20 protein-coding genes are annotated in these 23,884 nt (G+C 65.3%); 7 read left to right on the top strand and 13 right to left on the bottom strand.

The features are described 5' to 3' along the window. The first annotated feature begins 78 nt into the window (after positions 1-78). The 4 genes from AC5QPF_RS15760 to AC5QPF_RS15745 all read left to right on the top strand — a co-directional run bounded on the left by AC5QPF_RS15760 (position 79) and on the right by AC5QPF_RS15745 (position 6,832). Positions 79-729, top strand: coding sequence for a TetR family transcriptional regulator (locus tag AC5QPF_RS15760; RefSeq protein ID WP_494958779.1), 651 nt, complete (start codon positions 79-81; stop codon positions 727-729). 46 nt (positions 730-775) lie between these two features. Next, positions 776-2,296 (top strand): DHA2 family efflux MFS transporter permease subunit, encoded by a 1,521-nt coding sequence (locus AC5QPF_RS15755; protein WP_494958778.1) that lies wholly within the window; start codon positions 776-778, stop codon positions 2,294-2,296. A gap of 70 nt (positions 2,297-2,366) precedes the next feature. Then, positions 2,367-2,597 (top strand): hypothetical protein, encoded by a 231-nt coding sequence (locus AC5QPF_RS15750; protein WP_494958777.1) that lies wholly within the window; start codon positions 2,367-2,369, stop codon positions 2,595-2,597. A gap of 113 nt (positions 2,598-2,710) precedes the next feature. Further along, positions 2,711-6,832 (top strand): CheR family methyltransferase, encoded by a 4,122-nt coding sequence (locus tag AC5QPF_RS15745; RefSeq protein WP_494958776.1) that lies wholly within the window; start codon positions 2,711-2,713, stop codon positions 6,830-6,832. A 61-nt stretch (positions 6,833-6,893) separates the two neighbouring features. On the opposite strand, the gene AC5QPF_RS15740 is transcribed toward AC5QPF_RS15745, so the two are convergent. Beyond that, the gene (locus AC5QPF_RS15740) at positions 6,894-7,493 is read right to left on the bottom strand and encodes a DUF4142 domain-containing protein (RefSeq protein WP_494958775.1); all 600 of its coding nucleotides are present in this window, start codon (positions 7,491-7,493) and stop codon (positions 6,894-6,896) included. Between the two features lie 133 nt (positions 7,494-7,626). Here AC5QPF_RS15740 and AC5QPF_RS15735 point away from each other — a divergent pair, with 133 nt between their 5' ends. Next, positions 7,627-8,241: a PAS domain-containing protein gene (locus tag AC5QPF_RS15735; RefSeq protein WP_494958774.1), complete on the top strand. Its 615-nt coding sequence runs from the start codon at positions 7,627-7,629 to the stop codon at positions 8,239-8,241. 125 nt (positions 8,242-8,366) lie between these two features. Beyond that, on the top strand, positions 8,367-9,485 hold the full coding sequence (locus AC5QPF_RS15730) for an aminotransferase (protein WP_494958773.1): 1,119 nt from the start codon (positions 8,367-8,369) through the stop codon (positions 9,483-9,485). An 82-nt stretch (positions 9,486-9,567) separates the two neighbouring features. On the opposite strand, the gene AC5QPF_RS15725 is transcribed toward AC5QPF_RS15730, so the two are convergent. From AC5QPF_RS15725 to AC5QPF_RS15680, 10 genes are all read right to left on the bottom strand, one after another. Next, positions 9,568-10,470 carry an SDR family oxidoreductase gene (locus AC5QPF_RS15725; RefSeq protein ID WP_494958772.1) on the bottom strand — a complete coding sequence of 301 codons (903 nt, stop codon included), beginning with the start codon at positions 10,468-10,470 and terminating at the stop codon, positions 9,568-9,570. A gap of 102 nt (positions 10,471-10,572) precedes the next feature. Then, a complete protein-coding gene (locus AC5QPF_RS15720; protein ID WP_494958771.1) occupies positions 10,573-11,361 on the bottom strand; it encodes a PhzF family phenazine biosynthesis isomerase in 789 nt (262 codons plus the stop codon). Between the two features lie 10 nt (positions 11,362-11,371). Beyond that, positions 11,372-12,040, bottom strand: coding sequence for a PAS domain-containing protein (locus AC5QPF_RS15715; protein ID WP_494958770.1), 669 nt, complete (start codon positions 12,038-12,040; stop codon positions 11,372-11,374). 180 nt (positions 12,041-12,220) lie between these two features. Then, positions 12,221-12,796, bottom strand: coding sequence for a flavin reductase (locus tag AC5QPF_RS15710; protein ID WP_494958769.1), 576 nt, complete (start codon positions 12,794-12,796; stop codon positions 12,221-12,223). A gap of 49 nt (positions 12,797-12,845) precedes the next feature. Further along, entirely contained in the window at positions 12,846-13,787 is a 942-nt protein-coding gene (locus AC5QPF_RS15705; RefSeq protein WP_494958768.1) for an OB-fold domain-containing protein, read from the bottom strand. 2 nt (positions 13,788-13,789) lie between these two features. Beyond that, positions 13,790-15,001, bottom strand: coding sequence for a thiolase C-terminal domain-containing protein (locus tag AC5QPF_RS15700; RefSeq protein ID WP_494958767.1), 1,212 nt, complete (start codon positions 14,999-15,001; stop codon positions 13,790-13,792). Positions 15,002-15,053: 52 nt separating this feature from the next. Next, positions 15,054-16,703: a DUF1302 family protein gene (locus AC5QPF_RS15695; RefSeq protein ID WP_494958766.1), complete on the bottom strand. Its 1,650-nt coding sequence runs from the start codon at positions 16,701-16,703 to the stop codon at positions 15,054-15,056. 39 nt (positions 16,704-16,742) lie between these two features. Further along, positions 16,743-17,801 (bottom strand): MBL fold metallo-hydrolase, encoded by a 1,059-nt coding sequence (locus AC5QPF_RS15690; RefSeq protein ID WP_494964099.1) that lies wholly within the window; start codon positions 17,799-17,801, stop codon positions 16,743-16,745. Then, the gene (locus AC5QPF_RS15685; protein ID WP_494964098.1) at positions 17,794-19,629 is read right to left on the bottom strand and encodes a long-chain-acyl-CoA synthetase; all 1,836 of its coding nucleotides are present in this window, start codon (positions 19,627-19,629) and stop codon (positions 17,794-17,796) included. The genes AC5QPF_RS15690 and AC5QPF_RS15685 overlap by 8 nt, the downstream gene beginning before the upstream one ends. Further along, positions 19,626-20,708: an oxidoreductase gene (locus tag AC5QPF_RS15680; RefSeq protein WP_494964097.1), complete on the bottom strand. Its 1,083-nt coding sequence runs from the start codon at positions 20,706-20,708 to the stop codon at positions 19,626-19,628. The genes AC5QPF_RS15685 and AC5QPF_RS15680 overlap by 4 nt, the downstream gene beginning before the upstream one ends. Positions 20,709-20,946: 238 nt before the next feature. Here AC5QPF_RS15680 and AC5QPF_RS15675 point away from each other — a divergent pair, with 238 nt between their 5' ends. After that, the gene (locus tag AC5QPF_RS15675) at positions 20,947-22,269 is read left to right on the top strand and encodes an MFS transporter (RefSeq protein WP_494964096.1); all 1,323 of its coding nucleotides are present in this window, start codon (positions 20,947-20,949) and stop codon (positions 22,267-22,269) included. Positions 22,270-22,413: 144 nt separating this feature from the next. Here AC5QPF_RS15675 and AC5QPF_RS15670 read toward each other — a convergent pair whose 3' ends face one another. Together AC5QPF_RS15670 and AC5QPF_RS15665 are read right to left on the bottom strand one after the other, a co-directional pair. After that, positions 22,414-23,355: a peptidylprolyl isomerase gene (locus tag AC5QPF_RS15670; protein WP_494964095.1), complete on the bottom strand. Its 942-nt coding sequence runs from the start codon at positions 23,353-23,355 to the stop codon at positions 22,414-22,416. Next, positions 23,352-23,819 carry a YbjN domain-containing protein gene (locus tag AC5QPF_RS15665; RefSeq protein ID WP_494964094.1) on the bottom strand — a complete coding sequence of 156 codons (468 nt, stop codon included), beginning with the start codon at positions 23,817-23,819 and terminating at the stop codon, positions 23,352-23,354. Before AC5QPF_RS15665 ends, AC5QPF_RS15670 begins: the two co-directional genes overlap by 4 nt. Between the last annotated feature and the right edge of the window lie 65 nt (positions 23,820-23,884).

The raw sequence follows: 23,884 nt of genomic DNA, 5'->3' as shown, positions 1-23,884 counted from the left end.
CAGTCGTTAAATTTAAATTGAATTTAGATTTAAGCTGAAGCAACATCCTGCAATGATTTCCCTACCCGGAGCCTGACCATGGCCACCCCCCGCAAAGACGGCGAAGCGACCCGCATCCGCATTCTCGAAGCCGCCGGCGAACTGTTTGCCGCCCACGGCCAGGGCGAGACCAGCAACAAGGCGGTGGCGGCCAGGGCCGAAGTGGACCTTGCTTCCATCAACTATCACTTCGGCAGCCGCAACGGCTTGTACCTGGCCGTGCTCGATGAAGCTCGCCGGCGTTTCCTCGATCTCAGCGACCTGCAGCGCATCAGCAGCAGTTCGCAGGCGGCTCCGGACAAGCTGCGCGAACTGATCGAACTGGTGGTGCGCAAGGCCGGCCGGGGCGCCGACAGCTGGCATCTGCGGGTGCTGGCCGCGGAAATCCTCACGCCGAGCCCGCAGGCCCAGGCGCACTTGCGGGCGAACGCCCCCTTGCGCCTGTCCCTGCTCAAGGCGTTGTTCAGCGAGATCAGCGGGATTCCTGCCGACGACCCGGCCCTGACCCGCTGCATCCTCTGCGTCACCGCGCCCTGGGCGATGTTGCTGATTGGTCCGCGGGGTGGTTCCGGGGTACTGCGGGAGATCCTCGACATGCCCGGCGACGCGGTTGCCGCGCAGCTTTACGGCTTCGCACTGGCCGGCCTGCACGACGCGGGCCGGCGCCATGCCCAAGGCAATGGCGACTGAACAACACAGGACGCAGCCAATCCTTATTTCCTTTCAGGTCAACGTCATGCAATCGACTTCCGAGACCGTTTCCACCGGCGAGCGCGACGGCCACCCGCCGATCGCCCTGCTCCTGGGCTCCCTGCTGCTGGTGATGTTCCTCGCCGCCCTGGACCAGACCATCGTGTCCACGGCCCTGCCCACCATCGTCAGTGAGCTGGGCGGCCTGCGCTGGCTGTCCTGGGTGGTCACCGCCTACCTGCTGGCCTCCACCGTGGTGGTGCCGCTGTACGGCAAGTTCGGCGACCTGTACGGGCGCAAGCGGGTGCTGCAGGTCTCGGTCATCCTGTTCCTGCTGGGCTCGGCGCTGTGTGGCATGGCCCAGGACATGACCCAGCTGATCGTCCTGCGTGCCCTGCAGGGGCTCGGAGGTGGTGGCCTGATGGTGGTGGCCATGGCGGCCATCGGCGATGTCATCCCGCCGGCCGAGCGCGGGCGCTACCAGGGGCTGTTCGGTGGGGTGTTCGGCCTGGCAACGGTGGTCGGACCGTTGACCGGCGGCTTTCTCGTCGAGCATTTGTCCTGGCGCTGGATCTTCTATATCAACCTGCCCCTGGGCCTGGTCGCCTTGGTGGTGATCGGTGCGGTGTTCCGTCCGCACGTGGCCAAGGTCAAGCACGTCATCGACTACTTCGGCGCGTTCTTCCTGACCCTGGCCCTGGCCTCGGTGGTGCTGATCACCAGCCTTGGCGGCAACCTGCTGGCCTGGACCTCGCTGGACATGATCTGCCTGACGCTGGTGGGCCTGATCGGACTGGTGGGCTTCGTCATCGAACAGCGCAGCGCTGCCGAGCCGATCATGCCGCTGCATCTGTTCCGCCACCGCACCTTCGTCCTGGCGAGCCTGATCGGTTTCATGGTCGGCGTGTCGTTGTTCGGCGCGGTAACCTTCCTGCCGCTGTACATGCAGGTGGTCAAGGATGCCTCGCCGACCGGTGCTGGCCTGCAGATGCTGCCGTTGATGGGCGGGCTGCTGGTGGTTTCGGCGATTACCGGCAGGCTGGTGAGCCGCTGGGGCCGTTACCGGGTGTTCCCGATCCTCGGCACGGCGTTGCAGGTGATCGCCATGGGGCTGCTCAGCCGGCTGGACCTGGACACGCCGATGGTGTTGATGAATCTGTACATGGGCCTGCTCGGCGCCGGGCTGGGCATGGTCATGCAGGTGCTGATCCTGGCGGTGCAGAACAGCGTGGAACTGCGCCATATGGGCGTGGCGACATCAGGGGCGACGCTGTTCCGCTCGATTGGCGGGTCCATCGGGGTGTCGGTGTTCGGCGCGCTGTTTTCCCATGCCCTGGTGGCGCGGTTGTCGGGTGACTTCGCCACGGCCGCAGGGGCACCGGCCACGCTGTCGCCAACGGCGGTGCATGCTTTGCCGGCGGCGTTGCAGCAGGAGTACCTGCTGGCGTTTTCCGGGGCGATGCATGGGGTGTTCCTGGTGGCCTGCGGGGTGGCGGCGGTGGCGTTCGGGTTGTCCTGGTTGTTGCAGGAGGTGCCGTTGCGCAAGGCGTTGCCGATATCTGATTGAACGAGGCAACTTTCCTCCCATCGCCACAGTCGATAACTGAATAGAACGCCAATCCGCCAAGGAAACTCCGATGCGCTTGCCTGTTTACCCCACGCAAGACGAACCCCACCGGACAAGGCACCTCCTGCAAGGTGCACAGCTGGGCGATGCGATCAACGCGCACCTGGACAGCATGAAGCGCCTGCAAGCCCAGGTCAGCCACATGACCCAGGCCACTGCCCAGCTGCAACTCCAGCTGAACAGCATCGAGGACGATCTCGACCAGGTTCGCGCGAAGCTCGCCGCCAGACCGCGCCTTTGAGCCCGGCACGGCGATTTATGCGGTAAAGTTTCGCCCTTGCGCCAGGACGGCAGCAATCTGCCTGTCTCCTGCATTACCAGTCCGGCCAACATGCGTCAGCAGAGCACCCGAACATGAACACACCCGACGAGACGCTACAGGCCCAGACGCCCTATACCTCGCTCCCCAGCTTCCTGCCCTTCCCCATCGTCGGCCTCGGCGCTTCCGCCGGCGGCCTTGGCGCGTTGCTGCGCTTCTTCGAGCAGATGCCCAACGAAAGCGGCATGGCCTTCGTGGTAGTGATGCACCTGTCCGCCGAACACGAAAGCAGCGCCGACCGCATCCTGCAGAAGGTCACGCGGATGCCGGTAAGCCAGGTGACCCAGCCAACTCCGATCGAGTGCAACCACGTCTACCTGATTTCCCCCGCCCAGCAGCTGGAAATGCTCGACGGCTACCTGCGCGTCACCGAACGCCCCAGCGGCCAGCCGCGGCATATCGCCATCGATGTGTTCTTCCGCACCATGGCCGATGCCCACCGCCATCGCAGCATCGGCGTGGTCCTGTCTGGCGCCGGCAACGACGGCAGCGCCGGGCTGGTACGGGTCAAGGAACAGGGCGGCGTGACCCTGGCCCAGTCCCTGGACGATGCCGAGTACGAAAGCATGCCGCGCAACGCCATCGCCACCGGCCAGGTGGACTTCGTCATGCCCGTGGTAGACATGCCGCAGAAGCTGGTGGACCTGTGGGACAACATGCGCCGCATCGAACTGCCCCTGGGCGAGGAAATCGAGCCGCCGCTGCACAACCCCGACACCGCCGAGCAAGAGCGCGCCGCCGATGCCGCCCTGCGGGAGATCATCATCATCCTGCGCACCCGCACCGGTCACGATTTCAAGCACTACAAGCGCGCCACCGTGCTGCGCCGCATCGAACGGCGCATGCAGGTCAATCGCCTCAGCGACCTGCCGGCCTACCGCGACTTCCTCAACGTCAACACCGACGAAGCCAGCGCCCTGCTGGACGACATGCTGATCGGCGTGACCAACTTCTTCCGCGACCGCGAGTCCTTCGAGGCGCTGGAGCGCGAGATCATCCCGCGGCTGTTCGACCTCACCGGCGAAACCGATCCCACCGTACGCGCCTGGTCGGCGGGGTGCTCGTCCGGCGAGGAAGCCTATTCCATCGCCATGCTGCTGGCCGACCACCTGGATTTCAGCCACAGCACCCACAAGTTCCAGGTGTTCGCCACCGATATCGACGAGCATGCCATCGGCGTCGGCCGTGCCGGGGTCTACCCCGAGGCGGTGGTCACCGATATCCCGCCGGCGCGGCTGCGCCAGCACTTCGCCAAGGAGCAGACCCACTACCGGGTCAAGAAGGAGATCCGCGAGCGGGTGCTGTTCGCCCTGCACAACCTGCTGCGCGACCCGCCGTTCTCCAAGCTGCACCTGATCAGCTGCCGCAACCTGCTGATCTACCTCGACCGCCAGGTACAGGCGGACATCCTGCAGATGTTCCACTTCGCCCTCGCTCCCGGCGGCTACCTGTTCCTCGGCAGTTCGGAGTCGGCGGACGTGTGCCTGGACCTGTTCACCCCGGTGGACAAGAAGAACCGCATCTACCGCGCCAAGGCCAGTTCCAGCCTCGGCCGGCCGACCCCTACCCTGCCCCTCAACGCCTTCACCGGCTTTTCCCTGCCGAACATCGAGCGCAGCCTGGAGCGGCGCAAGGTGTCCTTCGCCGAGGTGCACCAGCGCGTGCTGGAGCAATACGGGCCGCCCAGCGTGGTGGTCAACCAGGACTCGGACATCGTGCACATGTCCGATCGCGCCGGGCGTTTCCTGCGCCATGTCGGCGGCGAGCCGTCGCACAACCTGCTGACCCAGGTGCTGCCGGAACTGCGCCTGGAGCTGCGCACCGCGCTGTTCCAGGCCTTCCAGACCGGCAAGAGCATCGAAGCGCGACGCGTGCAGTTGGAACGCGACGGGCGCAACTACTACGTGAACATGGTCGCCCGGCCGTTCCGCGACCTGGATGCCGACTTCGTCCTGGTGCTGTTCGACGAGGTCGAGGAAACCATGAGTGCCGAGGTCAAGGGCCCGCGTGACGATGGCAAGGACAGCGTGCTGTCGCAGCTCGAAGGCGAGCTGCAACGGACCAAGGAGCAACTGCAGGCCACGGTCGAGCAGTCCGAGACCTCCACCGAGGAACTCAAGGCCTCCAATGAAGAACTGCAGGCGATCAACGAGGAACTGCGCTCCACCACCGAGGAGCTGGAAACCAGCAAGGAAGAGCTGCAGTCGATCAACGAAGAGCTGATCACGGTCAACCAGGAGCTCAAGAGCAAGGTCGAGGAAACCGGCAAGATCAACGACGACCTGCAGAACCTGATCGCCTCCACCGATATCGCCACGGTGTTCGTCGACCGTCGCATGCGCATCAAGTCGTACACGCCGCGGGCTACCGAGATCTTCAGCATCATCCCCTCGGACACCGGCCGTTCGCTGCTGGACATCACCCACCGCCTGGACTACCCGACCATGGCCGCGGACGCCGTGGAGGCCTTCGAATCGCTGCGCATCATCGAATGCGAGGTGCCGAGCAACGACGGCCGCTGGTACATCGCCCGGCTGCTGCCCTACCGCACCACCGAGGACCTGATCGACGGCGCGGTGCTGACCTTCATCGACATCAGCGAGCGGCGCCAGGCCGAGGAACGGGTGCGCGAGGGTGAGGAACGCCTGCACCTGGCTGCGGAAAGCACCCAGGACTTCATCATTCTGACCATGGATGCCCAAGGCCTGATCACCACCTGGAACCGCGGCGCCGAGCGCACCTTCGGCTACCGCGAGGACGAGGTGCTGGGCTGCTCCGCCGAGCTGATCTTCCTGCCCGAGGATCGCGAGAATGGCGTGCTGCAGGAAGAACTGCGCCTGGCGCGCAAGGATGGCCGTGCCGACGACGAACGCTGGTTGCAGCGCAAGGACGGCAGCCGCTTCTTCTGCAGCGGCGTGACCAACGCCCTGTGCGACGGTACCCACGGCTTCGCCAAGATCGGCCGGGACATCACCGACAAGAAGCGCCAGGAGTCCGAGCAGGTCTGGCAACTGCAACAGAGCCGCACCACCAGCAAGCTCAAGGACGAATTCTTCGCGGTCATGTCCCACGAGCTCAAGCATCCGCTCAACCTGATCCAGCTCAACGGCGAACTGATGGCGCGCCTGCCGCTGGTGCGCGGCAACGCCCTGGCCGGCCGCGCGGTGGACACCATCCTCGGTGCGGTACGCAGCCAGGCGCGGATCATCGACGACCTGCTCGACCTGTCGCGGATCAACACCGGCAAGCTCAAGCTCAACCGTGGCCCGGTGCTGGTCCAGCAACTGCTCGGCGATATCGCCGGGGTGGCCAAGGGCGATGCCGCGAGCCAGCAGGTGCAGATCCAACTGGAGCTGCCGGGCGAGTCCCGGGAACCGCTGGTGATCGACGCCGACCCGGTGCGCATCGAGCAGATCATCTGGAACCTGCTGAACAATGCGCTGAAGTTCACTCCGGCGGGTGGATGCGTCTGCCTGCGCCTGGTGGACGAAGGCCCGCAGGTGCGCCTGGACGTGCAGGACAATGGCCAGGGTATCCCGGCCGAGTCACTGCCGCTGATCTTCGACATGTTCGGCCAGGTGCCGGAGCACCGTCATGGCCAGAACCGTGGCGGGCTGGGCATCGGCCTGGCGCTGGTGCGCGAGCTGGTGGAGGCGCACCACGGGCGGATCGAGGCGAAGTCGGCGGGCGTGGGGCGTGGTGCCACCTTCAGCGTCTGGTTGCCGCATTACAGCCGCGAGGATGAGCCGGTGACGGAGGAACTGGACCAGGCGCCGGGAGACTTCCTGGGTCTCAAGGTGCTGGTGGTGGACGACTCCGAGGACATCCTCAACATCATGAAGGCCCTGATGGAGCTGGAAGGTGCCGAGGTGACCCTGGCCTGCAACGGCGCCGAGGCGCTGGAGCGGCTGGAAACGGGTGGGCAGTTCGACCTGGTGCTGTCGGACCTGGGCATGCCGGTGATGAATGGCCTGGAGCTGATCGGCCGCCTGCGTCGCGACAGCCGCTTCACCGAGCTGCCGGTAATCGCCCTGACCGGCTTCGGCGCCAGCCAGGACAAGGATCAGGCGCTCAAGGCCGGGTTCAATGCCCATGTCGACAAGCCGGTATCGTTCGAGGTACTGCAGCAGACGGTGAATTCGGTGCTGGAGCGATAACCACAACTCGCCGTGGGAGCGGGCTCCCCCGCTCCCACGGGTCCCTGCTGGATCATTGAATTCAGGGCTTGGCATGGTCCTTCGGCGTCATCGGCTTGCCATCCTTGTCATACACCACCGGGTCGGTGGCATCGCGGGTGGTCGCCGCCGGATCGACCGAGCTGCCGCCGTGGGCATGGGCCAGCGCCCGGGCTTTCTCCAGGTGGGTACGCAGGGTCGGCAGGGTTTCCTCCGCAAAGGCGCGCAGTTCAGCGTCCTTGCCGTCCTTGACGTACTCATCGAACAGCTTGATGGTCGCCTCGTGGGCATTGACCTGGTTGTTGGCATAGGCCTGGTCGAACGACTTGGCGCCGCGCAGTTCGAGGATCATCGCCTTGGCCTTGTCGATCAGGTCGGCATCGCTGGAGACCTCGAGTTTCTTGCTCGCGGCAATGGACTTCAGCTTTTCGTTGGCCTTGCCGTGGTCCTTGAGCATCATCTCGGCGAAGGCCTTGACGTCGGCCGCCGTGCCTTTCTCCTGGGCCAGCCTGGCCGCTTCCACTTCGGCGACGCCCTTGGCCGACGCATCCTCGACGAAATCGTCGGCGTCCTCGGCCGCGTGTACCGCGCCCGCCAGGGTGAATGCCAGGGCAAAGCCCGCGCTACGCAACAGTGTGTTCATCATTGAATCCTCTCTTCAGTTCCAGGGTTCTGTGCTACCACTACCTGTTCTGAGCTGGAGGCTTGCGCCGAGGTTCATCTTTTTTGCGGGAGGGCTATCATGGGCGCCTCAATCACGGACGCTGCCGTCACCCATGAAAAAACTGGACAACTACAAGACCATCGCCGACTGCATCGCCACCCTGCTCTTCCCCCATGCCGAAGTCATCGTCCATGACCTGCACAGCCAGACCGTGGTGCATATCGCCAACAACTTCTCCAAGCGCCAGCTCGGCGACGACTCGGCCCTGGACGAACTGCCCGGCGACTTCGACGAGGTCTCCAGCCTTGGCCCATACGAGAAGCTCAACTGGAACGGCCAGAAGATCCGCTCCATCACCAGCGTGCTGCGGGACGACGACGGCCATGCCGAGGCACTGCTGTGCATCAACCTGAACTTCTCCGTGCTCGACCAGGCCCGTGACGCCCTCAACGCCTTCTTCCAGGTCAGCCGGCTGCTCCCGCAGCCCGAGGCGCTGTTCCGCGATGACTGGCAGGAGCGCATCAACACCTTCCTCCACGCCTGGCTGGCCGAGCGGCAACTGGCGCTCGCTACCCTCGGCATGAAGGACAAGCGCGTGCTGATCGAGGCGCTGTACGCCGAAGGCGCCTTCGACGGCCGCAACGCAGCCGACTACGTTGCCAACGTCCTGAACATGGGACGGGCCACGGTATACAAGTGGGTCAAGGCCCTGCGCCAACAGACTTAGCAAAGAGACTGTTTGTCTACCGTAGATTTTCGGGCTATAACTATCTCGCCCGGGTACACCTGCTGCCTGACGCCGCGCATCGTCAGCACGCCTCCCAATCCACTTCAGGAACACGAGATAGTTCAATGAAAATCAAGGAATTTGGCGTTGAAATCTGGATGAACGCCTACGAGAACGCGTGCCGCTACAACCTTGCGGAAACTTGTGTCGAGTCCATCACCATCGCCGAGCTGCTGGATTTCGCCGGCAAGCGCGACAGCATTCTCGATGAGCTGCTGCCGATGAAAATGACCTACGGCGCCATCGAAGGCTCGGACCGTCTGCGCGACCTGATCGCCTCGCTGTACGACAAGCAGCAGCGGCATAACGTGACCGTCACCCACGGCGCCATCGGCGCCAACGCCCTGGTCCACGAGACTCTGGTGGAGCCAGGCGACCATGTGATCTCCGTGGCACCGACCTACCAGCAGCACTATTCCATTCCGCAAAGCTACGGTGCCGAGGTGTCGATCCTGCGCCTACGTGAGGAAAACGCCTTCCTTCCCGACCTGGAAGAACTGCGCGGCATGGTTCGCGGCAATACCCGCCTCATTGCCCTCAACAACCCCAACAATCCTACCGGCTCGCTGATGAACCGCGACATGCTCGAAGCCATCGTCGACATCGCCCGTTCAGTGGACGCCTGGTTGCTGTGCGACGAGGTCTATCGCGGTACCGACCAGCAGGGCGACGGTTTCACCGTGTCGATCGCCGACCTGTACGAGAAAGGCATCAGCACCGCGAGCATGTCCAAGACCTTCTCCCTGGCCGGCCTGCGCCTGGGTTGGGTCGTCGGACCGCAGGAACTGATCCATGCCGTGTCGATCCACCGCGACTACAACACCATCAGCGTCGGCATGCTCGACGATCACTTTGCCGCCATCGCCCTGGAGCATCGTGCGCATATCCTGGCGCGGGCCCATGCCATTACCCGTGAAAACCTGGCGCTGCTCGATGCCTGGGTAGCCAACGAGCCACGGGTCAGTTACGTCAGGCCGAAAGCCGGGACCACGGCGCTGCTGAAGATCGACGTGGACATGCCGTCGCGGGACTTCTGTGTGAAGTTGCTGGAAGCCAAGGGGGTGATGTTCACCCCGGGTAGCGCGCTGGATATCGAGGGGTATGTGCGGATTGGCTATGCCAACAATGCCGAAGTGATGAAGGAAGGGTTGGCGCAGGTGTCGCAGTTCCTGCGCGAGATCTGAGTCGTCTGGCTTTGGGCCTGCTTTGCAGACCTTCGCGAGCTTGCTCGCGAAGGTCTGCAAAGCGGCCCCAGAACCATTCACCTCAAGGCGTCGGATTCCCCCCGGTCACTCCAAACACCTCCCCGGTGATATAGCTCGACTCCTGCGACGCCAGCAGCACATACAACGGCGCACACTCCGCCGGCTGCCCCGGCCGCTTCATCGGCACCTGTTCGCCGAAATGCGGGATCTTCTCCGCTGGCTGCCCGCCACTGGGCTGCAGCACCGTCCAGATCGGCCCCGGCGCCACCGCATTGACCCGGATTCCCCGCTCCACCACTTGCTTCGCCAATGCCTTGGTGAACGCGACGATCGCCGCCTTGGTGGTGGCATAGTCCAGCAGCGTCGCCGACGGCTGGTACGATTGAATCGACGCGGTATTGATGATGGTCGCCCCCACCGGCATCAACGGCACGGCCGCCTGGCACAGCCAGAACAGCGCGTAGACATTGGTCTTCATGGTCGCGTCGAACTGTTCGCTGCTGACATGCGCAACCTCCTTGCGTGCCACCTGCTTGCCGGCGACGTTGACCAGGATATCCAGGCCACCGAGTTGCTCATGGGCCTTGTCCACCAGGTCCTTGCAGAACTGCTCGTCCTTGAGGTCGCCAGGCATGGCGATGGCCCGCCGCCCCTCCGCCTCGATCAGCTTGATCACCTCGCGGGCATCAGCCTGTTCCAGGGGCAGGTAGTTGAGCACGATATCCGCGCCCTCGCGGGCAAAGGCGATGGCCACGGCGCGACCGATCCCCGAGTCGGCACCGGTAATCAACGCCTTGCGCCCGGCCAGGCGACCGAAGCCGACGTAGGTCTTCTCGCCGTGATCCGGCTCCGGCTTCATCCGCGCATCCAGTCCCGGCGCCACTTGGCCCTGGGCCGGAAACGGCGGCTGAGGGTACTGGGTCAGCGGATTCTGCATGCTGAACTGATCGCGTTTCTTCGACATCGGGAACACCTCCACAGAACGGAACTTCAAGCGCTTCTGTGAGGTTCGATGACACGCGGCCCGGGAAGGTTTGTCTGCGCCGGGGTCGCTGCCGACCGGCGGTCAATCTGCCAGGTAGAGGGTGCCACGCAGATACAAGCAGGCCTGACCGCTGAGAATCACCCGGCCGTTGTCGCGCAGCTCGCAGCGCAACTGACCACGGCGCGCCCCGCCCTGACGCGCGCTGAAGCTGTGCTGGCCAAGCCGCTCGGCCCAATAGGTCACCAGCGAGGTATGCGCCGAACCGGTCACCGGGTCCTCGTTCACTCCCACCTGCGGGCCGAACCAGCGCGAGACGAAATCGAAGTCCGTACCTGGCGCGGTCACGGCAACGCCGCGCACGTCATAGCGGGCCAGGGCAGCGAAGTCCGGTTGCAGGCCTTCAATGATCTGTTCGTTGTCGACCACCACGATGTAGTCGTCGCTGCGGTACAGCGCATCGATCCGGCAACCCAGGGCTTCGGCCAGGCCCTCTGGCAGCGTGGCGGGCTGCGGGTACTTCTGCGGGAAATCCATGGACAGCTGGTCACCGTCACGACTGACCCGCAATTCGCCGCTGCGGGTGAAGAAGCGCAGCACCGGCACATCCACCTTCAGCTCGTTGAACAGCACCCAGGCCGCGGCCAGGGTGGCGTGGCCACACAGGTCCACTTCCACGCCCGGAGTGAACCAACGCAGGCGGTAGCCCTCCCCTTCGGCGACGAAGTAGGCGGTTTCCGAGAGGTTGTTCTCTTCGGCGATACGCTGCAGGGTGGCGTCGTCAAGCCAGTGCTCCAGCGGGCAAATCGCCGCTGGGTTGCCGCCGAACACGCGGTCGCTGAAGGCATCGACCTGATAGATCGGAAGTTGCATGGCGATATCCTTAACCGTTACGGATTTCTTCGAGGTAGTTGTAGATCGTGTAGCGGCTGACGCCGAGGGCCGCGGCGGCTTTTTCCACCGCGCCCTTGACGATGAACAGGCCACCATCGTGCATCTGCCGCACGGCATCAAGTTTCTGCGCCTTGCCGAAGCGCACGCCCTGGCGACGGGCGTCCTGCAGGGCGCTGTCGATGATGCGGGTCATCAATTGTTCGAGGTCCGCTGACTCGCGGGGGGCGGGGGCCGGTTCTTCTGCGGTGCCGAGCAGTTGTTCGAGGCAGGCCTGGGCTGCCGCGATGCCGCTGAGATCGGTGTTCACGCAGAGGCTGGCGAAGGGTTCGCCGGCGCTGTCGCGGAACACTGCGGTCGCGCTGCGGAAGGCCTTGCCGTCGTGACCGAGGGTCGGGTAGTTGCCGATCACCACCGGGGCCTGGCTGTTCTGTTCCAGAGCCGCGTGCAGTACCGCATCGAAGCCGCGGTCGTGGCGCGGCCCGGCGAGAATCGGACTGCCGACCTGGCGACCGCTGAGGTGGCCGTTGACGATGGCCAGCACCGAGTGTTCCGGGCAGGTCAGGTCGTGCAGGACCACTTCGGTGGTGCGGCCCAGCACTGTGCCGAGCATGCGCACGGTGGCGTGGAGGACGTCGAGGACCAGTTGGCGTTCAGGCATGGGGCTGTCCGGGGTGGCTGGACAGGCAAAATATCAACAGGAAGTTTAAATTTCAACAAAACATCTTCTGTGTGCTTGATGACCTCATCGCGGGCAACGCCCGCTCCCACAGGAACCGCATGCGCCGCGTAACCTTGTGGGAGCGGGCGTTGCCCGCGATGAGGCCCTCAAGAACACCCACTATTCCTGTACATCCAGCGCCTCCCCGATCGCATAGAAATGCCCACCCGCCACATAGTGCAAGCTGCGCAATGCCGGATCCGCCTTCTCGAACACCCAATGCCCATCCACGAATACCCTGTCATCAGCCCAGGCCGCCACCACTTCGGCGATGAACAGATCATAGGTGGCCTGGTTGTGCGGCTCGTCGATCACCCGGCACATCAGCCAGGCCGAACAACCTGCCACCAGCGGCGCCGGATAACCCTCGACGCGGAACAGCTCGACACCGGCCTGGCGGAGTTTGTCCGGCGCATCCGCCAGGCTGTGGCTGCCCACCTGGTGGGTCAGTTGCACCTGCGCGGCATTGGGCACCTGCAGCACCATCCAGCCGCTGTTTTCCACCAGCGCGCGGGTGCGGGTGATCTTGTCGATGACCACGGTGACCTTGGGTGGATCGAAGTCCAGGGCGCAGGCCCAGGCGGCGGCCATGACGTTGTCGGTGCCAGCGTGGCTGGCGGAGACCAGGACGGTAGGGCCGTGGTTGAGCAGGCGGTAGGCTTTCTTCAGGTCGACGGGCTGGAAGTGGGGGGACATGGGGACCTCGGGGACTGGACTGGGACCGCTTCGCGGTCCCAATACTGACTCAACCGCGATACAGAATCACCAGGTCATTGATCACCGAAGGCCGCTCCTGCCCCAGCACATGGATATTGATCTCCAGCGTCAACTGCGTCCCGCGCCCCAGCAACTCCACGCTCTTCACCCTTGCCCGCGCATGAATCCGCGACCCCGCCGGCACCGGCGCCGGGAAGCGCAGGCGGTCCGAGCCGTAGTTGATCTGGGTACTGAACCCGGTGATCTCGAAGCCCAACTGCAGCTTCATCCGCGATTGCAGCACCTGCACCAGCGCGCCATGGGCGATGGTGCCGCCGAACGGACTCTGCAACCGCGCCCGCTGCGGATCGGTATGAATCCAGTAGTCATCCCCGGACAACTGGGCAAAGGCATCAATCAGTGCCTGGTCGACCACGATCACATTGCTCCATTCGCTGAAGCTGTCGCTGACCAGCGCCTGCAAGGCTGCGGCATCGTTGAAGTCGATCTTCGGCACCGAGCAAACCTGCGCCTCGACCACCGGCTCCAGCCCCGGCAGCGACTCGAACGTCGCTGCGTCCTTGTCCACGCCGGTAAAGCGCAGCAGACGCCGGCCCTTGGCGTCCACTTCGGCGTACACTGGCTGCAAGGCCATACCGACTCGAATCTCGTCTTCCTCCAGGCCCACCAGGGTGGTGTTCATGCGCACGCCTTCAGCCAGTTCCACCACCGCCAGCGCCTGGGGCATCTCGTCGGCGAAGTCCGGCAAGGTGGGAATCCGCGTCAGGGTGAAGCTGTACAGCGTCGCCCCGCCCTGCGCGTCACGCCAGGCCAGGTCATGGGCCAGGCACTGGGGGCAGTGCCGGCGCGGGTAGAACACCCAGTGCGCACAGGCATTGCACTGTTGAATCAACAGGCGGCGGGCCTTGAGCCCTTCCCAGAACGGCGCGGAGATTTCCGTGGCAACGGGCATCGGTTTGTTGTTGGACATGCTCAAGCTCCCTGAAGAATCAATGCGCCCTGCTCGCTCATCACGCCGCCGGTGCCGGAAACATAGACATCGTCGCAGCGCGGCAACTGGCGCTCGCCGGCCGCGCCGGCAATCTGCGTGACCGCCTCGATCACCTGCGACATGCCCCCGGCCGAGCCGGCCTGGCCAAAGCTCAGCTGACCGCCGTGGGTGTTCATCGGGAAGTCGCCGCGGAAGGTCAGGTCGTGCTCGCGAACGAAAGCCATGCCCTCGCCCTTGCCGCAGAAACCGGCATCTTCCAGGGTCAGCAAGGCGGTGATGGTGTAGCAGTCGTAGATCTGTGCCGCGTGCATGTCCGCAGGCTTCAGCCCGGCCATGGCGAAGGCCCGCTGCGAGGCCGGGCCGATCGGCGTGTGGACCATGTCGGCGGCGTAAGACGGCGACTTGAACGCCAGGTGCTCGCCGAATCCGGTGACGAAGGCCGCACGCTTGCGCGCCCGCGCCGCCACTTCCTTCGACGCGATGATCATCGCCGCGCCGCCGGCCACCGGCATGACGATCTCCAGCACGTGCAGCGGGTCGGCGACCATGCGACTCGCCAAGACCTGTTCAGCGGTCAGTGGCTGGCCGAAGAACATCGCTTCCGGGTTGGCCTGGGCATTGGTGCGCTGGTCCACGGCGATCTTGGCCATGGCCAGCGGATCGTAGCCGTACTGCGCCGCATAGCGCTGGGCGATCATGGCGTAGCCGGTGTTCTGCCCCATGTGCCCGTACGGCAGGTCGAACTCGGCTTCCGGCGCACCGAACGCGGTGCTGTGCCCGCCGAAGCGCATGGCCCGGGCCATCCAGCCCGGGTCTTCGTCCGGCCCCAGCGGCGCCATGCGCGCCGGCAGCACGCACAGCACCGCCTGGCACAGGCCCAGTTCGATGGCTGCGGCAGCGCGCCAGACCATGCCCACCGAGGTACAACCACCGAGGTCGACCACCTCGGCGAAATTCAGGCGCAGGCCGAGGTATTCCGCGGCCATGGCCGGGACGAACACCGAAGCTTCGTGAAACTGCGGGCCGTTGATCACCAGGCCGTCCAGGTCTTGCGCCTTCAGCCCGGCATCGCGCAGGGCGCGAGCAGCCAGGTCGGCGACCTGCTCCAGGTGGAACATCTTCGGCGCCGTGGCGTACTTCTCCGGCTTGTATTGCGCGGTGCCAACAATGGCCGCGTGCCCTTTGAGGCCCATGTTTCCTCCCAGCCCGGGCCCCATGGCCCGGGTGTCATGTCGAAGGTTGAGATCAGAAGCTGTACTTCATCGAGAAGGTGGCGTAGTCGCGGTCGGCGAACGGCCGCTTGATCGGGTCGGGCGAGCCCAGGTAGCCGGTGTAGTTGAGGCCGACTTCCAGGTTGCCCAGGTACTTGAAGGTGGTGCCTACGCTGATGCGTCGGTCGCCCTGCACCCCGGAAATGCTCCCGGACATGGGCGTCGAGCCGCTGAACACGTTGGAGAAGCGCACTGGCACTTCCAGATCCCAGCCCTGGAAAACCCCCGGATAACTGAACGATGCGCCCAGGGTGTAGGCGCTGGCCGTGCGGCTGCGCCAGGCGGATGAGGTCTTGTAGCTGTAGTCATCGGATTCCCCCACCATGCCGCTCAGCGACGGCAACAGGTTCACGCCTTGCAGGTTGGGCGCCGCCGAGGTGGCATCGACGCTATCGGCGCGCACATGGATGATTTCCCCGGTCAGGGTGGTCTGGCTGGCCCACGGCCGGTCGCCCAGCACGCGCATCGCCGAGAGCTGCATCTGCTGGCCCTTGCCCCGCGCCGGGACCGGGCCGAGGCCGGTGTTGACCATGATCGGCGCGCCGTCGCGGTAAGACCATTCGCCACCGATCTGCACTTCACCGATCTTGGTCGAAGCACTGATGCCGGTGAGCTTGATGTCCTCGAAGTACTTGACCTTGTAGCCGTTGGCAGCAAAGGCATACAGCCCGCCGCCCACCGGCACCGGGTCGTAGCCGATCAGGGCGGTGGCCGGGTTCTTGTCGTGGTAGTTGACGTGGAACAGCGACATCTCGATCGCCGGCACCGGACGGAAGCGCACTTGCACGCCCCACTGGCCGCTGTCGCGGGGTTCGTCGGTGCCCTTGTAGGCGACCCGGCCGGTCGGGGTGATGAGGAACTCCCGGCCCGGGCCGATCACGTCGCTGCTGGACAGGTAGCTGCCCACCGGCGGCAGCTCAGTGCCCTTCCACTCGTACTGCACGTAGGCACCGAAGGTGATCTGCGGATTGAGACGGAACGACGCCGACACCTGGCCCACCGGCAGCAGCACTTCCTTGACCTCGACCCCGGGCTGCGACGCCTTGACCGCGTCGGACGGGTTCTGCACACCGTTGACCCCCGGGTAATACAGGCTCTCGCCCCAGGACTCGATATGCCGCCCGGCCTTGACGTCGAGCATGGTGTCGTTGTCGAAGCGCCAGCCGCCGAACACGTAGGCGTCCAGCAGGCGGGTGCGGCCGCCGCTGTAGTAGCGGGTACGGCTGGTGAACTCGTCGTTGTCGCCGCTCTTGTTCACCGTGGCCGGCGAGTCGTTGTCGTTACCCTTGTGGTAGACGTCGTCGTAGAAGGTACTGGCGCGCACCACGGCACCGTAGTTGTCCTTGCGCAGGATCATCTCGCCCAGGGCGCCGATGCGGTTGGTGGTCAGCGCGCCGCGGTCGAAGTTGCGGTTGGCATCGTCGGCGTTGGCCCCCAGCAGGCGATCGCTCTGCTTGCCCAGACGCATGCCGACCCCGTAGCTGGTGGTCACCGACCAGTCGATGGTGGTGCCGTCGTCCAGCTCGATGGTCTCCCCGGCCCAGGCCGCGGTAGACGCAAGGGCGATGGCCGTGGCCAGCGCGCTCAAGCCAAGGCCAGGCGTTTTCTTGTTGTTATCGATCACACTGACTCTCCTGTTGGGCGGCCCAGGCGGCCGCCGGGTTTAAGCGAGGTGGGCACGGCGCCGGTAGCGATGCAGGGCGCCGTCCTCCTCACGAAGCAGCAGCCCTTGGGCCATGAGGTAGTTGGCATGGGCCAGGGTTTCGCCCAGCGCCATCAGTTCGTCGAATCGACCGGCGAGTCGCGGGAACAGCACGGCCATCAGTTCCAGGGCACTGCGCGGTGCGTCGCAAGCTTCCAGCAGCCGCGCCAGGTGCGCCTGGTGATGGGCCGCCAGTTGGTCGAGACGCGCATGCAGGTTGCGGAACGGCCGTTCATGGGCCGGCAGCACCAGCACCGTGTCGGGCACGCTGCGCAGGTGCTCGATGGACGCCAGCCAGTCGCGCAGCGGATCGGCGTCCGGCTCGGTGGCGTGCACCCCCACCGTGGAGGTGATGCGTGGCAGCACCTGGTCGCCGGAAATCAGCAGGCCGTCGGCGGCGCTGTACAGGCAGGCGTGTTCCGGCGAATGCCCGCGTCCCACCACCACCTGCCAGTCCCGTTCGCCGATGCGCAGGGACTGGCCTTCGCGCAGGCGCCGGTAGCTGTTGAAGTGCAGCGGGCGGAAATGACCGTTCTGGATGGTCCGGTACATCTCGCCGGCCTGCTCCGCGCTGAAACCAGCCTTGGCGTAGTAGTCGAGGAAGTCCCAGCCCGGCTGGTCGCCTTCCGGCACCTTGACGTACAGGGACTGGTACTCGGCCTCGCTCATCAGCACCGGGCAACGGAAGCGCTCGGCCAGCCAGGCGGCGACGCCGGCATGGTCGGAGTGGAAATGGGTGCACAGTACCGCCCGCAGCGGCAGGCCGGCGCAGGGACCGGCGAGCACTGCGTCCCATACTTCGCGGGTCTGCGCCGTGTTCATCCCGGTATCCACCGCCACCCACGCGTCGCCATCGCGCAGCAGGTACAGGTTGATATGGTCGAGGCGGAACGGCAGCGGCATGCGCAGCCACAGCACGCCGTCCGCCACTTCGCGTACCTGGCCGCTGTCCGGCGCCTGCGGCCAGGGATAGCGCAGGCCGTCGCGCAGCTCAAAGCCGTTGATCTCGAGCTCAGCCATGATTGGCGACCGCGAAAGGCGCCAGTTCCAGGCGTTGCAGCAGTTCCAGCGACAAGGGCTGGTAGCTGCGGGTGCTTTCGTCGCGGATATACAGCGGATCGGCGCAGGCTGTCGGGCTGTAGCCCTGACGCTGCAGGTCGACCTTGCGCAGCTTGAAGGTGCTGGTCAGGTCCGCCGCCGCGCTGACCCGCACGAACACCGGCGCGGCATAGCGTGGCAAGCGGGCCTCGGTCAGGGTATACAGCGCTTGCGGATCGAACGCCTGCCCCGTCTGCATAAGCACCGCAGCCATGCCGGCGCGGCCTTCATGGCCCGGCACCTGTACGCCATAGATATTGATCAGTTCCAGCCCCGGCAGATCGCTCAGGGCATCGGCCACTTCCTGGGTCGACACGTTTTCGCTCTTCCAGCGGAAGGTGTCGCCGATGCGGTCGACGAAATAGCAGTAACCATTGGCATCCTCGCGCAGCAGGTCGCCGGAGCTCCAGTAGGCATCGCCCTTGCGCAGCACGTTGCGGCGGATCTTGCCTTCGGTGGCTTCGGCCGAGGTATAGCCCTCGAAGCGTCCGCCGCCGATTTCCGGGTGGTCGACGATAAAGCCCATGGCCTCGCCGACCTCGCCCACTTCGGCGAGCTGGTAGAAGCCGTTCTCGTCCCGTGGGTGGCAGTCGTTCTCGATGTCGTAGCGGATCAGCTTCAGGTTGGTGCGCGCCCAGTCCGGCACGCGGCCGCAGGAGCCCGGGTAGTTGTCGACATTGATCAGCGCGGTGTTGGCCTCGGTGGCGCCCCAGCCCTCGAACACCTGTATCGGCCCGAAGCGCTCGATCCAGCGTTGCCAGGATTCCGGGGTCAGGCCGGCGCCGAGCATGCAGCGCAGGCTGTGCTGGCGCTCGCCGGGCTGCTCGGGGCGATTGAGCAGATAGCGGCAGATCTCGCCGATGTACTGGAACACCGTGATGCCGTGGCGGTTCACGTCGTGCCAGAACTCGCTGACGCTGAACTTGCGCCGCACCACGATACTGGCCCCGGCGCGCAGCGCGGTGGAGGTCACCGAGGTGGCGGCGGCGCCGTGGTACAGCGGCAGGCAGCAGTAGAAGACGTCCTCACAGTTGGCATCGAGGGTGACTTCCATCACGTCCCCCGAGGACATCCAGCGCATATGGCTGTAGCGCGCCGCCTTGGGCAGGCCGGTGGTGCCGGAGGTGAAGATCAGCAGGGTCGGCGTCTGCGCCTCGACATGGGCGCGGATATCCCGTGGGAAGGTCGTGCGCGGGGCGCTGTCGAGACGGCTGGCGAACTGGCGGTCGACCAGGCCCGGTATGTCGCCCTGCCAGGGGGTTTGCGCATCCGGCACCAGCCAGTAGGACAATTTCGGCAGGTTTTCCGTGTGCAGCAGGTTGCCCAGGCATTCTTCGCCGATCACCAGAGCCTTGGCCCCGGTGGTGGCCAGGGCATGCAGCAACGGCTTGCCGCTGACCTGGGCATTGATGAAGGCCACCACCACACCCAGCTTGACCAGGCCGAACCAGGAACTAAAGAACGCCGGGCGGTTTTCCATGGCAATGGCGCATACGTCGCCGGCGCGCAGGCCCTTGGCGTAGAAGGTATGGGCCATCTGGTTGGCGCGGGCGTCCATTTCCCCGTAGCTCAGCACTTCCTCGCCGTAGATCAGGAATGGGCGCGCGGGGAAACGGTCGGCCTGCTGCTCCAGGCGGTCGGCCAGGGTGTAGAGGTCTGTCGGCTTGATCTGTGCGCTGGCGGCGGAACGGCGGTCGAGCAATGCCTGGGTCTGTTCCCGTGGCACCAGCAGGCTGGCGGGCAGGTTCATGGGGTCACCTCCAGCGCCTGGCTGAAGGTCGGGTAGTCGGTGTAGCCACGGCTGCCGACGGTGTACAGGGTCTTGCGGTCGAAGCCGGCCAGGGGCCGGCCGCGACGCAGACGCTCGACCAGGTCCGGGTTGCCGATGAAATGCCGGCCGAAGGACACCGCCACGCCCTCGCCCGCCTCCAGCGCGGCGCGGGCCGAGTCGCCGTCGAAACCGTCGTTGAGGATCAGCTTTTGTCCGGCATGCTGGCGGGCCAGGCCGAAGGCATCGAGGCCGCTGACCGGTGAGCGCATCACGTGCAGGTAGGCCAGCGACAAGGGCTCGAGGGCCTGGCACAGGGCAATGGCGGTCCCTGCCGGGTCGTCGTCGTGAATATCGTTGTAGGGATTGCCCGGGCACATGCGCACGGCCACGCGACCCGAACCGATCACGCCAGCCATCGCCTGGACGGTCTCGGCAACGAAGCGCACACGATTCTGCGCGCTGCCGCCATAGGCGTCGCTGCGCTGGTTGCTGCCGGAGGCGAGGAACTGCATGGGCAGGTAGCCGCTGGTGCAATGCAGCTCTACCCCGTCGAACCCGGCTTCGCGGGCATTCAGCGCGGCCTGGCGGTACTCGCCGATCACGGCAGCGATACCTTCCAGGCTCAGGGCTTCGGGGGTATCGGTATCGACCATGCCCTGGGCATCGCTGAACACCTGGGTCTGCGCACGGATCGCCGAAGGCGCGACGGTGGCGGCGCCTTGCGGCTTGTTGAAGCGGCTGGCGGCGCGGCCGACATGCATCAGTTGCAGGACGATACGGCCGCCCTCGCCATGCACCGCCTCGGTGACGGTACGCCAGGCGCGAATCTGCTCGGCGCTGTAGATCGCCGGGGTGCGGCAGTAGCCCAGGCCATTGGCCGACGGCGCGGTGCCTTCGGCGACGATCAGCCCGGCGCCAGCGCGCTGGCGGTAGTACTCGACCATCTCGGCGCCGGGCACCGCCCCGGCATCGGCCCGGCTGCGGGTCATGGGGGCCATGACGATGCGGTTGGCCAGCTGCAGTTCGCCCAGGCGCACCGGCTCGAACAGAATGCTCATGTCAGCTCCTTCGATTCTTGTTGTTTTCCGGGCTGACGGGCCTGCCGCAACCTCGGACATGAGCTGCATGATTGACGGCGAACGGGGCGCAAACATCGTCCGACAAGACTAGTTTTGCGCCGTCCGGTATCGTTCCGAACGCCTTTCAACGGGCGGGGAAAATGGTCTGAACGGACGATGAAGCGGGTGCCGGATGCGCCGACGATCGAGCTCACATAACAAGAACCGGAGCAGCGCAGTGAACTCTTCCAAACCCGTCACCTGGCGCACCCACTACGCGCTGTTGGTGCTTGCCAGCATCTACGTCTTCAACTACATCGACCGACAGTTGATGGCGATCCTGATCGAGCCGGTAAAGCTCGAATTCGGCATTTCCGATACCGGCATCGGCCTGCTCTCGGGGGTGACCTTCGCGGTGTTCTACACCGTGTTCGGCTTCCCCCTGGGGCGGCTATCCGACCGCATCGGACGCAAGCCAGTGATCGCCTTCAGTTGCATGGCCTGGAGCCTGATGACCATGCTCTGCGGCATGGCCGGCAACTTCCTGACCCTGGTCCTGGCACGCATCGGCGTGGCGGTGGGCGAAGCCGGCGGCACGGCGCCGTCGGTGGCGCTGGTCTCCGACCTGTACCCGGCGGAGCGCCGCTCCACGGCCTTGTCAGTGCTGATGCTGGGATCGAGCCTGGGGGCCATCGTCGGTCTCGGCCTGGGTGGCTGGATCGCCCAGCACCATGGCTGGCGCTATGCGTTCTTGCTGATCGGGGCGCCGGGGATCTTCCTCGGGCTGGTCCTGCTACTGACCGTGCGTGCGCCGAAACCCGTGGTGGCGCCGGCGGAGCGCCTGGCCGCCGCGCAGGACGGCTGGCTGAAGACGCTGCTGGAGCTGTTTCGCATGCCGTCCTTCCTCTGGCTGGTGCTGACGGGTGGCGCAGCGGCGATTGCTGGCTATGCCATCGGCACCTGGAGCCCGAGCTTCCTGATCCGCTCCCATGGCCTGAACCTGCAGGAAGCAGGCTTTCTCGTCGGCGTGGTGGGCGGAACCGGTTCGACCATTGGCACCCTGGTCTGCGGGATGCTCACCGACCGCCTGGCGCGGCGCGACGTGGGTTGGCAGATTGGCGTGCCGCTGTTGGGGACCTTGCTCAGCATTCCGTTCGCCCTCGCCTGTTTCCTCTGGCCGCAGGGCATCGCCTTCCATATCGGCAGCATCCCGGTGCCGCAGGCGTTCCTGTTCTACAGTGCCTTCGGATTCTTCGGGGTGTGGTGGGCAACGCCGTGCCTGGGGGCGATCAGCCATCTGTTCCCGGCGACGCGGCTGGCCCAGGCCACGGCGATCTTCGTCATGTCCATGACCTTGTTGGGCGTGGGGATCGGGCCGTTGCTGATCGGGCTGCTCAGTGATTTCTTCGTGGGGACGCTGGGTGGGGAGTCGCTGCGTTATGCGCTGGCGGCTTCGGTGGGGATGCTGGTGCTGGCGGCATTGTTCCTGGGGCTGGCGTTGCCGGGGTATCGGCGGCAGTTGCGGGGGGATGTCGCGGTGGGTCGGGCGGTGGTGGTCTGATCCGAGGGCCTCATCGCGGGCAACGCCCGCTCCCACGGGGTTCGGCGGTGTACGCGGTCCTTGTGGGAGCGGGCGTTGCCCGCGATGAGGCCAGGCCTGACACCACAAAAGAAAAGGGCCACCGAAGTGGCCCTTTCAGGGATCTCAGCGCTCGGCCTCGATCACCTTGTTCAACACCGCCCCATCGATACTCAGAGTGGCACTGTTGAACATCCCCTCGACATACGCCTTGGCTGCCTGCTCCTGGCGCTGATTGCGCAAGGCATCGCGCAGCTGGGCACGCATTTCCTCGAAGGTCGCGCTCCGCGCCGGTTGCAGCTCGGTCAGCTTGATGACGTGCAGGCCCAGCGAACTCTGGATCGGCTCGCTGACACTGCCCACCTTCATCTTCGCCACGGTGCCACGCACTTCCGGCAACAGTTGGGTCAGCGGTTGCAGACCGGTGTCGCCGCCGCGGGTCGCACTGCCATTGTCCTGCGAGTAGGTCCGCGCCATTTCGGCGAAGTCCGTACCCTCGGCCTGGGCCCGCTTGGCCAGGGTCTGGGCCTGCTTGCGCACCGACTCCAGCGCCCCTTCGTCCGGTACGTTGAGGAAGATCTGGCTGACGCGATACAGCGCCGGCACCTGGAAGGACGCCTTTCCGTTCTCGTAGGCCTGTTTCAGCTCCTCGTCGCTCGGATAGTCCTTCGGCACCTCGGTCACGCTGTTGAGGTAGCTGCGCAGGACGATCTGCTCGACCGCTGCCTTGGTCTGCGCTTCCACTTCCGGACGCTTCGACCAGCCCTTGGACTCGGCCTGTTGATACAGGGCCTTTTCCGCCAGACGTGCACGAATCCAGGTTTCCAGGGCCGGACGGTCATTGCGCAGTTGCTCGCGGGCCTGTACCGGCAACTGTGCGAACAGCGCCTTCAGCTCACCGGCATCGACCTTCTGCTCACCCAGGCGAGCCAGGGCATCACCGCTCTGTGCAGCTTCCGGCGAGCGGCTGGCTGCGACCGGGTCTGCACCCGGTCGCAGCGCCAGCGTCACCGCAACCGCCAGGACGGCCAGTGCACCGGCACCAGCCCAGAGTTTGCGACGACTCACGAAGCGCTTTCCGCTTGGGCGGCGGCTTCTTGCGCGGCGGCGATGTTGCGGCTGTAGTCACGCAGGAACACGATGAACTCCTGCAGCAGGCGGTCCCACAGGACCAGCGAACCCTGCAGGTGTTTCTGGGTTACGCCGTCAGCGACGATCACATCCTTTTCCAGGACCAGGAATTCGCCCTGCACCGACAGGCGCGCGTAACGACGGGAAGCGTTCCACAGGTTGGCCAGGCCTTCCGGCAGATCGCCCTGGATACGCAGCGCGCAGCTGTAGGTGAAATCGAGGAACTGGCCTTCTTCCACCGCACGATTGCCGAAACGTACCGCGTAACCTACGCCCTGGCTCGCGCTGAGCAACTGGACCAAAGCGTTCTGCTCGGTGCGGTTGACGCGGTAGCCGGCGTCTTGCAGCAGGTTGGTCAGGGAATCGGCACTTACGGTTTCGATCAGCGTATTGGCAGTCATGTGTCACCTTCCTTGCGTGGTTAAAAGCCTGAAGTTAAAGCGAAATTTGTAGCACATTGATGGCA

The organism is Pseudomonas sp. Con_6 (genome assembly GCF_059379395.1).
This window is presented reverse-complemented; position numbering and strand designations above follow the sequence as displayed.

Bases quoted from the DNA above. Each gene is read 5' to 3' on its own strand.
- AC5QPF_RS15665 (WP_494964094.1), bottom strand. From the start codon at position 23,819: ATGACTGCCAATACGCTGATCGAAACCGTAAGTGCCGATTCCCTGACC.
- AC5QPF_RS15735 (WP_494958774.1), top strand. From the start codon at position 7,627: ATGAAAAAACTGGACAACTACAAGACCATCGCCGACTGCATCGCCACC.
- AC5QPF_RS15720 (WP_494958771.1), bottom strand. From the start codon at position 11,361: ATGCAACTTCCGATCTATCAGGTCGATGCCTTCAGCGACCGCGTGTTC.
- AC5QPF_RS15715 (WP_494958770.1), bottom strand. From the start codon at position 12,040: ATGCCTGAACGCCAACTGGTCCTCGACGTCCTCCACGCCACCGTGCGC.
- AC5QPF_RS15750 (WP_494958777.1), top strand. From the start codon at position 2,367: ATGCGCTTGCCTGTTTACCCCACGCAAGACGAACCCCACCGGACAAGG.
- AC5QPF_RS15730 (WP_494958773.1), top strand. From the start codon at position 8,367: ATGAAAATCAAGGAATTTGGCGTTGAAATCTGGATGAACGCCTACGAG.
- AC5QPF_RS15690 (WP_494964099.1), bottom strand. From the start codon at position 17,801: ATGGCTGAGCTCGAGATCAACGGCTTTGAGCTGCGCGACGGCCTGCGC.
- AC5QPF_RS15745 (WP_494958776.1), top strand. From the start codon at position 2,711: ATGAACACACCCGACGAGACGCTACAGGCCCAGACGCCCTATACCTCG.
- AC5QPF_RS15725 (WP_494958772.1), bottom strand. From the start codon at position 10,470: ATGTCGAAGAAACGCGATCAGTTCAGCATGCAGAATCCGCTGACCCAG.
- AC5QPF_RS15760 (WP_494958779.1), top strand. From the start codon at position 79: ATGGCCACCCCCCGCAAAGACGGCGAAGCGACCCGCATCCGCATTCTC.
- AC5QPF_RS15680 (WP_494964097.1), bottom strand. From the start codon at position 20,708: ATGAGCATTCTGTTCGAGCCGGTGCGCCTGGGCGAACTGCAGCTGGCC.
- AC5QPF_RS15705 (WP_494958768.1), bottom strand. From the start codon at position 13,787: ATGTCCAACAACAAACCGATGCCCGTTGCCACGGAAATCTCCGCGCCG.
- AC5QPF_RS15685 (WP_494964098.1), bottom strand. From the start codon at position 19,629: ATGAACCTGCCCGCCAGCCTGCTGGTGCCACGGGAACAGACCCAGGCA.
- AC5QPF_RS15755 (WP_494958778.1), top strand. From the start codon at position 776: ATGCAATCGACTTCCGAGACCGTTTCCACCGGCGAGCGCGACGGCCAC.
- AC5QPF_RS15700 (WP_494958767.1), bottom strand. From the start codon at position 15,001: ATGGGCCTCAAAGGGCACGCGGCCATTGTTGGCACCGCGCAATACAAG.
- AC5QPF_RS15740 (WP_494958775.1), bottom strand. From the start codon at position 7,493: ATGAACACACTGTTGCGTAGCGCGGGCTTTGCCCTGGCATTCACCCTG.
- AC5QPF_RS15710 (WP_494958769.1), bottom strand. From the start codon at position 12,796: ATGTCCCCCCACTTCCAGCCCGTCGACCTGAAGAAAGCCTACCGCCTG.